The 7160-nt window shown below is 64.0% G+C and carries 8 protein-coding genes; 5 read left to right on the top strand and 3 right to left on the bottom strand.

The features are described from left to right. The first annotated feature begins 127 nt into the window (after window positions 1-127). From LOC56_RS00405 to murA, 5 genes are all read left to right on the top strand, one after another. Complete coding sequence (locus LOC56_RS00405) at window positions 128-1021, top strand: F0F1 ATP synthase subunit gamma (RefSeq protein ID WP_229949496.1); 894 nt, start codon at window positions 128-130, stop codon at window positions 1019-1021. A 77-nt stretch (window positions 1022-1098) separates the two neighbouring features. Next, window positions 1099-2562: a F0F1 ATP synthase subunit beta gene (atpD, locus tag LOC56_RS00400; RefSeq protein WP_229949494.1), complete on the top strand. Its 1464-nt coding sequence runs from the start codon at window positions 1099-1101 to the stop codon at window positions 2560-2562. Between the two features lie 5 nt (window positions 2563-2567). Continuing rightward, the gene (locus tag LOC56_RS00395) at window positions 2568-2861 is read left to right on the top strand and encodes a F0F1 ATP synthase subunit epsilon (protein WP_227918261.1); all 294 of its coding nucleotides are present in this window, start codon (window positions 2568-2570) and stop codon (window positions 2859-2861) included. 9 nt (window positions 2862-2870) lie between these two features. Further along, entirely contained in the window at window positions 2871-3299 is a 429-nt protein-coding gene (locus tag LOC56_RS00390) for a DUF2550 domain-containing protein (RefSeq protein ID WP_229949492.1), read from the top strand. A 108-nt stretch (window positions 3300-3407) separates the two neighbouring features. Then, window positions 3408-4673, top strand: a complete 1266-nt coding sequence (gene murA, locus LOC56_RS00385) for a UDP-N-acetylglucosamine 1-carboxyvinyltransferase (RefSeq protein WP_229949489.1) — start codon at window positions 3408-3410, stop codon at window positions 4671-4673. Window positions 4674-4749: 76 nt separating this feature from the next. Here the strand turns inward: murA and LOC56_RS00380 are convergent, their stop codons facing one another. The 3 genes from LOC56_RS00380 to nucS all read right to left on the bottom strand — a co-directional run bounded on the left by LOC56_RS00380 (window position 4750) and on the right by nucS (window position 7147). Further along, window positions 4750-4953, bottom strand: coding sequence for a cold-shock protein (locus LOC56_RS00380; protein ID WP_146361532.1), 204 nt, complete (start codon window positions 4951-4953; stop codon window positions 4750-4752). A gap of 232 nt (window positions 4954-5185) precedes the next feature. Continuing rightward, window positions 5186-6403, bottom strand: coding sequence for an N-acetylglucosamine-6-phosphate deacetylase (locus LOC56_RS00375; RefSeq protein WP_229949486.1), 1218 nt, complete (start codon window positions 6401-6403; stop codon window positions 5186-5188). Between the two features lie 48 nt (window positions 6404-6451). Further along, window positions 6452-7147: an endonuclease NucS gene (gene nucS, locus LOC56_RS00370; protein WP_229949485.1), complete on the bottom strand. Its 696-nt coding sequence runs from the start codon at window positions 7145-7147 to the stop codon at window positions 6452-6454. Window positions 7148-7160: the final 13 nt, after the last annotated feature.

The raw sequence follows: 7160 nt of genomic DNA, 5'->3' as shown, positions 1-7160 counted from the left end.
TAAAATGAGCTACACCCGGCGGGGTGGGGGTTTTTTGGGGCCGGGGGCGGGCCCGGGGCCCCGCCCGCGGAACCCTAGGCCATTGCCTTAGCCCCTAGCTTCAACGCTAGGAACTGAAAGGAAGAGTATGGGAGCCCAAATTCGGGTCTACCGCCAGAAGATCGCGTCGACCACGTCGATGCAGAAGATCTTCAAGGCGATGGAGCTGATTGCTGCCTCTCGCATTGGAAAGGCGCGCACCCGTGTGGCTGCGTCACTGCCTTACTCCAATGCGATCACCCGTGCCGTTTCTGCTGTGGCATCCCAGTCGGAGATCGATCATCCGCTGACCACCGAACCGGAGCAGATCCGGCGCGCAGCCGTGGTCATCATGACCTCCGACCGCGGTCTTGCCGGATCGTACTCCGCCGGTGTCCTCAAGCAGGGCGAAGCACTCAATGAATTGCTCCGTGACGAGGGCAAGGAAGTTAAGACCTACCTTGTTGGACGCAAGGGGCAGGCGTACTACGAATTCCGGAACCGTTCCGTGGAACGGGTCTGGACCGGCGGTACCGACGCACCCGAGTTCGAAACAGCCCGTGAAATCGGCAAGGCACTCCTCGATGACTTCAACACGGCCTACGAAGACGGCGGCGTGGACGAAATCCACATCGTCTACACGCGCTTCAAGTCCATGGTTATTCAGGAACCTGCGGTCATCCGACTGCTGCCGCTGGAGGTAGTGGAGGAAGAAGCCCAGTCAAACGCTGAGTTCCTGCCTCTCTACGAATACGAGCCCGAGCCGGAAAAGGTCCTGGACGCACTGCTGCCGCGCTACATCGAGTCGCGCATCTTTGCAGCCATGCTCCAGGCCGCCGCTTCCGAGCTTGCTGCCCGCCAGCGCGCCATGAAGGCCGCAGGGGACAACGCCACGGACCTGATCAAGAAGTACACGCGACTTCGCAACAACGCGCGTCAGGCCGAAATCACCCAGGAACTTTCCGAGATCGTAGCCGGTGCGGACGCGCTCAGCGCCTCCTAGCCTGCCCCGCTCGAAGATAAGTTCCAACGCATAAAAAACTTAGTCCACACGCCATCTAACTGAGTGAAGTGAGAGAGATGACTGCCCAAACTGTCGAGCACGGATCTAAATCCGTAGCCTCGGGTGCCACCGGCCGTATCGCCCGTGTCATCGGCCCGGTTGTCGACGTCGAATTCCCGGCTGACGCAATCCCCACCATCTACAACGCACTGACCACCGAGCTGACGCTCGACGGCCAGACCCGCACCATCACGTTCGAGACCTCCCAGCACCTGGGTGACAACCTCGTCCGTGCCATCTCCCTGCAGGCCACCGACGGCCTGGTCCGCGGCGCTGCCGTGTACGACACGGGTGCTCCCATCTCCGTGCCGGTAGGCGACGGCGTCAAGGGCCACATCTTCAACGTCCTGGGCCAGCCCCTGGACGTTACCGAAGACCAGCTGGAGATCACCGAGCGCTGGCCGATCCACCGTTCGGCTCCGAACTTCGCGGACCTTGAGGGTTCCACCGAGATGCTGGAAACCGGCATCAAGGTGATTGACCTTCTTACCCCGTACATCAAGGGCGGCAAGATCGGCCTGTTCGGCGGTGCCGGCGTCGGCAAGACCGTGCTGATCCAGGAAATGATCACCCGTGTTGCCCGCAACTTCGGCGGTACCTCGGTATTCGCCGGTGTCGGCGAGCGTACCCGTGAAGGCAACGACCTCTGGGTTGAAATGGAAGAGGCGAACGTCCTGAAGGACACCGCCCTTGTATTCGGCCAGATGGATGAGCCGCCGGGAACGCGCCTCCGTGTTGCACTGTCGGCTCTGACCATGGCGGAATACTTCCGCGATGTGCAGAACCAGGACGTGCTGCTCTTCATCGACAACATCTTCCGCTTCACGCAGGCAGGCTCCGAGGTTTCCACCCTTCTCGGCCGCATGCCTTCCGCTGTGGGCTACCAGCCGAACCTGGCTGACGAGATGGGTCTGCTGCAGGAGCGCATTACGTCCACGAAGGGCCACTCGATCACGTCCATGCAGGCCATTTACGTGCCTGCAGATGACTACACCGACCCGGCCCCGGCCACCACGTTCGCCCACCTGGACGCGACCACGGAACTTTCCCGTGAAATCGCTTCCCGTGGCCTGTACCCGGCCGTGGATCCGCTGACCTCGACGTCGCGTATCCTCGACCCGCAGTACGTCGGCCAGGCGCACTATGACACGGCCATCCGCGTCAAGCAGATCCTCCAGAAGAACAAGGAACTGCAGGACATCATCGCGATCCTCGGTGTCGACGAGCTCTCGGAAGAGGACAAGATCGTCGTGTCGCGTGCACGCCGCATCCAGCAGTTCCTCTCCCAGAACACCTACACCGCCAAGCAGTTCACCGGCGTTGAGGGTTCGACGGTTTCCATCAAGGACACCATCGAAGGCTTCCGGGCCATCTGCGACGGCGACGTTGACCACATTGCCGAGCAGGCGTTCTTCAACGTCGGCGGCATGGATGACGTTGAGCGTCAGTGGGCGAAGATCCAAGAGCAGACCGGGAAGTGAGCCCCATGGCGGACGCTGCTGAACTCGAAGTTGAGATTGTTGCTGCCGACCACTTCGTGTGGTCGGGAGCGGCAAAGATGGTCAAGGCCCGCACCAGCGACGGCGAGATCGGGATCCTTCCCGGCCACTCACCGGTGCTGGCCATCCTGGCAGAGGGCGGACTGGCCATCGAACCGGTGTCCGGTTCCCGCATTGAGGTAAGCGTCGACGGAGGATTCTTCTCCGTGGACAACAACCGGGTGGTCATCGTGGCGGACAACGCCAAGGTGACCAACGAAGCAACCGCCGGGACCCGCTGACTCCTTCCGATGGACAGCTCCCATGTGTTCATTGCGTTGGCCGCCCTCTTCGGGCTGCTCGTCCTTGCAGTAGTGCTCTTCGGGGTGCGCCGCAGCCAGCTGCGGCGCGCCCTGGGGACCTTCGATGCCTCCATCTGCCTTCCCCCTGCGGGGTGGCGGATGGGGGTTTGCCGTTATACGGACACCCATCTGGAATGGCTGCGCCTGGTCTCGCTGAGCCCGCGTCCGCCGTACCGTTTCCTGCGCAGTTCGCTGGAGATGGCCGGCTGGCGGGAGCCCACTGAAGCGGAGCGTGCGCGTATCCAGCCCGGTGCCGTCGTCGTCAGCTTGAACTACCAGGGCAGCATCATCCTGGTGGCCATGAAGTACGAGGCCTACACGGGCCTGTCTTCATGGGTGGAAGCCGGTCCCGTGGTCGGCATCGGTACCTGGCGCTAGGCGCTAAGGGCCGGCAGGTAAAAGCTTTGCTTAAAAGGCACAGGGAATTCTCCCTGTGCCTTTTTTGCTGCCCCGCGGGTGCCTGTCGCATCCGCCTACTATGGAGTAATGGAAGACGTCATTGTTGTTACCGGCCCGTCCACCCTTCGCGGAGCCGTTACTGTCCCGGGTGCCAAGAACAGCGTCCTGAAGCTGATGGCGGCGACGCTGCTTGCGCAGGGCCGGTCCGTCATCACGAATGTCCCCAACATCCAGGATGTCTGGATCATGGCGGAGCTGCTGCGGAGGCTGGGATGCTCGGTGGATTACGACGTCGATGCGGCGTCCGTAGCCGTGGACGTCCCGCAGGAGCTGGGCCACCAGGCGGACTATGACCTCGTCCGCGCCATGCGTGCCTCCATCTCCGTGCTGGGACCGCTGGTAGCCCGCTGCCGGCGCGCAGAGGTGGCCCTGCCGGGCGGAGACGCCATCGGTTCCCGCGGACTGGACATGCACCGCGCCGGGTTGGAACTCATGGGCGCCGAGATCGGCATCGACCACGGGTACCTGGTTGCCTCGGTCCCGGAGGGCCTGCACGGCGCAGACCATATCCTGGACTTTCCTTCCGTCGGCGCCACTGAGAACCTCATGATGGCCGCCACCCTGGCCCGCGGACGCACCGTGATCGATAACGCTGCCCGGGAACCCGAAATCACGGACATTGCCCGCATGCTCAACGGCATGGGGGCCCAGATCACCGGCGTGGGCACCAATACGCTCATCATTGACGGAGTTCAGGAGCTGCACCCGGTGGAACACCGCGTGGTGCCGGACCGGATTGTCGCCGGCACCTGGGCTTTCGCGGCAGCCATCACCGGCGGTGAGATCGAAGTGCGCTCCGCGGATGCATCAGCGCTGGCCGTGGTTCTCGACAAGCTCACCCAGGCGGGCTGCGAGGTCAGCACGGGGGAGGACGGCTTCACGGTGAAGGGGCCGGACCGTCCGGAGCCCATCAATGTCTCCACACTGCCGTATCCCGGGTTCCCTACCGACCTGCAGCCCTTCGTGGTGGCCCTCAACGCCGTCTCAAACGGCTCGGGAATGGTCACCGAGAACGTTTTCGAGGCGCGCTGGGGATTCACCTCCGAACTGGCGCGGCTCGGAGCGGTGGTGCGCCTGGACGGACACCACGCCCTGATCCAGGGTGTCGAGCTGCTTTCCGGTGCACCGGTGGTGGCAAACGACATCCGCGCCGGCGCGGCCCTTGTCATAGCGGGCCTGGCTGCTGACGGAACCACGGAAGTGCGGGGCGTGGACCATATTGACCGCGGGTATGAAAGATTCATGGAGAATCTCCGGGGTCTCGGTGCGAACGTAGTCCGCCGTCGGGGCTAGAGGGCCGCAACGCAGAAAACCCCCGGCATAAGCCGGGGGTTTTCCGTTTCTTACGAAAAGATAAAGTGCGGAAACCTTAGAGGGCGGTTACGCCGGTGGCCTGGGGGCCCTTGGCGCCCTGGCCGATCTCGAAGGAAACGCGCTGGTTTTCGTCGAGGGTCTTGAATCCGTTGGTCTGGATTTCGGAGTAGTGAACGAAGACATCGCCGTCTGAATCGTCCGGGGTAATGAAGCCGAAGCCCTTTTCGGCGTTAAACCATTTGACGGTACCCTGAGCCATTTGTTTCTCCTCATAATGTGGAACTTACCTGCACGGTCCGTGCCGGATATGTTACTGAAGCAAGAAAGCCCAAGTTCTTGCCGTTCAGCAGTTCCTTGAGGAGCTTCTCACTCGCAACGGTCTTGCGAGCATGAAAAAACACCTGCACAAAGACTTGGTAACAGCGTTGCATAACCGAAATGTCTGGTCAATGCTCAAAACGAAATATTTAGAACTTTTTTTCTGTGTCTTTTCACCCCGGCAGCCACGTTCCGCAGCGCAGGACCGCGTGCAGCTCCAGGTCCGCTGAGACCACCAGCGCATCGGCCCGCAGGCCGCGGCGCAGGGCACCCACTTCATCGGCGAGCCGAAGCACGTCTGCAGGCACCGCAGTGGCAGCACCTACGGCGTCGGCGAGCGGCACACCGGCAGCAACAGCCGTGCGTACGCACTGGAGCAGCGTGGCCGTGCCGCCCGCCAGCGTGCCGCCGGGCAGGCGGGCCGTCCCGTTCCCCACCACGACGTCGGCAGTCCCAAGCCGGTAGGTGCCGTCGCCCAGTCCGGTGGCCGCCATGGAGTCACTCACAAGGGCCACGTTCGCAGCTCCTACGAGCTCGAAAACGGTGCGTACGAGCGCGGGGTCCAGATGCGCGCCGTCGGCGATCAGCTCCACCACGGCCGCCCCGCTGCGTGCGGACCGCAGGCTCGCTGCGACGGCGCCGGGGGAGCGGTGGTGCATCGGATCCATGCCGTTGAACAGGTGCGTCACTGTGGGCCGGGGAGCGTAGCCTCCGAACCCGGCCTCTTCCATTTCGTCACGGGCGGACTCCAGCGATTCGGCAGCAACAGGGTCCGCGGCGGCGGTATGCCCCAGCGAAGGCGTCACGCCGTGGAGGACCAGGCGGTCCACCAGATCGTCTGCTCCGGGCAGTTCAGGAGCGTAGGTCATGGTGACCAGTTCGCTGTCCGCGGCCTCAATCAGCTCATCCACGAAGCCCGGGTCCGGCGGGATCAGGAACCTCGGGTCCTGCGCGCCGCAGCGCTCCGGCGCCAGGAACGGCCCTTCGGCATGGATGCCGGCAATGAGCCCTTCCCTCGCCAGGGCACCGAGCCGGGCGGCGGCAGCAAGCAGGTCCCGTCGGGATGCGGATACCATGCTGGCGAGCAGCGTGGTGGTTCCCGCAGAATGCAGGAAGGCAGCTGCCCGCCGGATTCCCCCGGCATCGGAAGTGGTGAAATCGCTCCCCGCTGCGCCGTGGCAGTGCAGGTCCACGAGTCCGGGAAGGATGAGCGAACCGGTCGGCAGCGGCGCCGGCTCCGGCCAGCCGGCGTCGTCAAAACCGCCGGCCGGGCCGGCGTACGTGATCCGGTCCCCGACGAACGCGAGTGCGCCGTCGGGAACCAGCTCGTCCGGGGTCAGCAGGCTGCCTCGGAGGTAGCCGCGGTCCCGGCTGCGCGCTGTGGGGTTCATGCACCGATTCTAGGCATGTTGCCCGGCGGCCGGGAGCGGGGCGGGGAGTCAGAAGAGGCGGGAGTCCCGGTCATCTACGCCGCGCATTGCGTCGTAGTCGAGCGTCAGACAGGTGATCCCGCGGTCCTCGGCCAGCACGCGGGCCTGGGGCTTGATCTGCTGGGCGGCGAAAATACCGCGGACGGGAGCCAGCAGCGGGTCCCGGTTGAGCAGTTCCAGGTAGCGGGTCAGCTGCTCCACGCCGTCAATGTCTCCGCGGCGCTTCAGTTCCACGGCCACCGTGGCGCCCGTGGCGTCGCGGGCCAGGATGTCCACGGGACCGATGGCCGTCATGTATTCGCGGCGGATCAGCGTGTGGCCCTCGCCCAGCCGGTTGATCTGTTCGGCCAGCAGGCGCTGCAGGTCCGCTTCCACGCCGTCCTTGATGAGGCCGGGATCGGTTCCGAGGTCATGGGAGACGTCCGAGAACCGCTCGTGGATGCTGATGATGAGGCGGTCGTCGGTCTTTGCGCTTTGGACGTTCCAGACTTCCGTGACGCCGGCTTCGGCGTCCGTCTCGTCCGGTTCGAGGCTGCGCATGGTGGCCGGAGGGCTCATCCAGTTCAGCGGTTTGTAGGATCCGCCGTCGGAATGGATCAGGACGGAACCGTCGGCCTTCACCATGAGAAGCCTTACGGCCAGGGGCAGATGGGCACGGAGGCGGCCGACGTAGTCAACGGAGCAGCGGGCTATTACTAAACGCACAGTTGCACTTTAC

Source organism: Arthrobacter sp. zg-Y179, assembly GCF_020907345.1.
GTDB lineage: Bacteria > Actinomycetota > Actinomycetes > Actinomycetales > Micrococcaceae > Arthrobacter_B > Arthrobacter_B jinronghuae.
The sequence above is the reverse complement of the archived record's forward strand: the minus strand, read 5'-3'. Positions and strand labels throughout refer to the sequence as shown.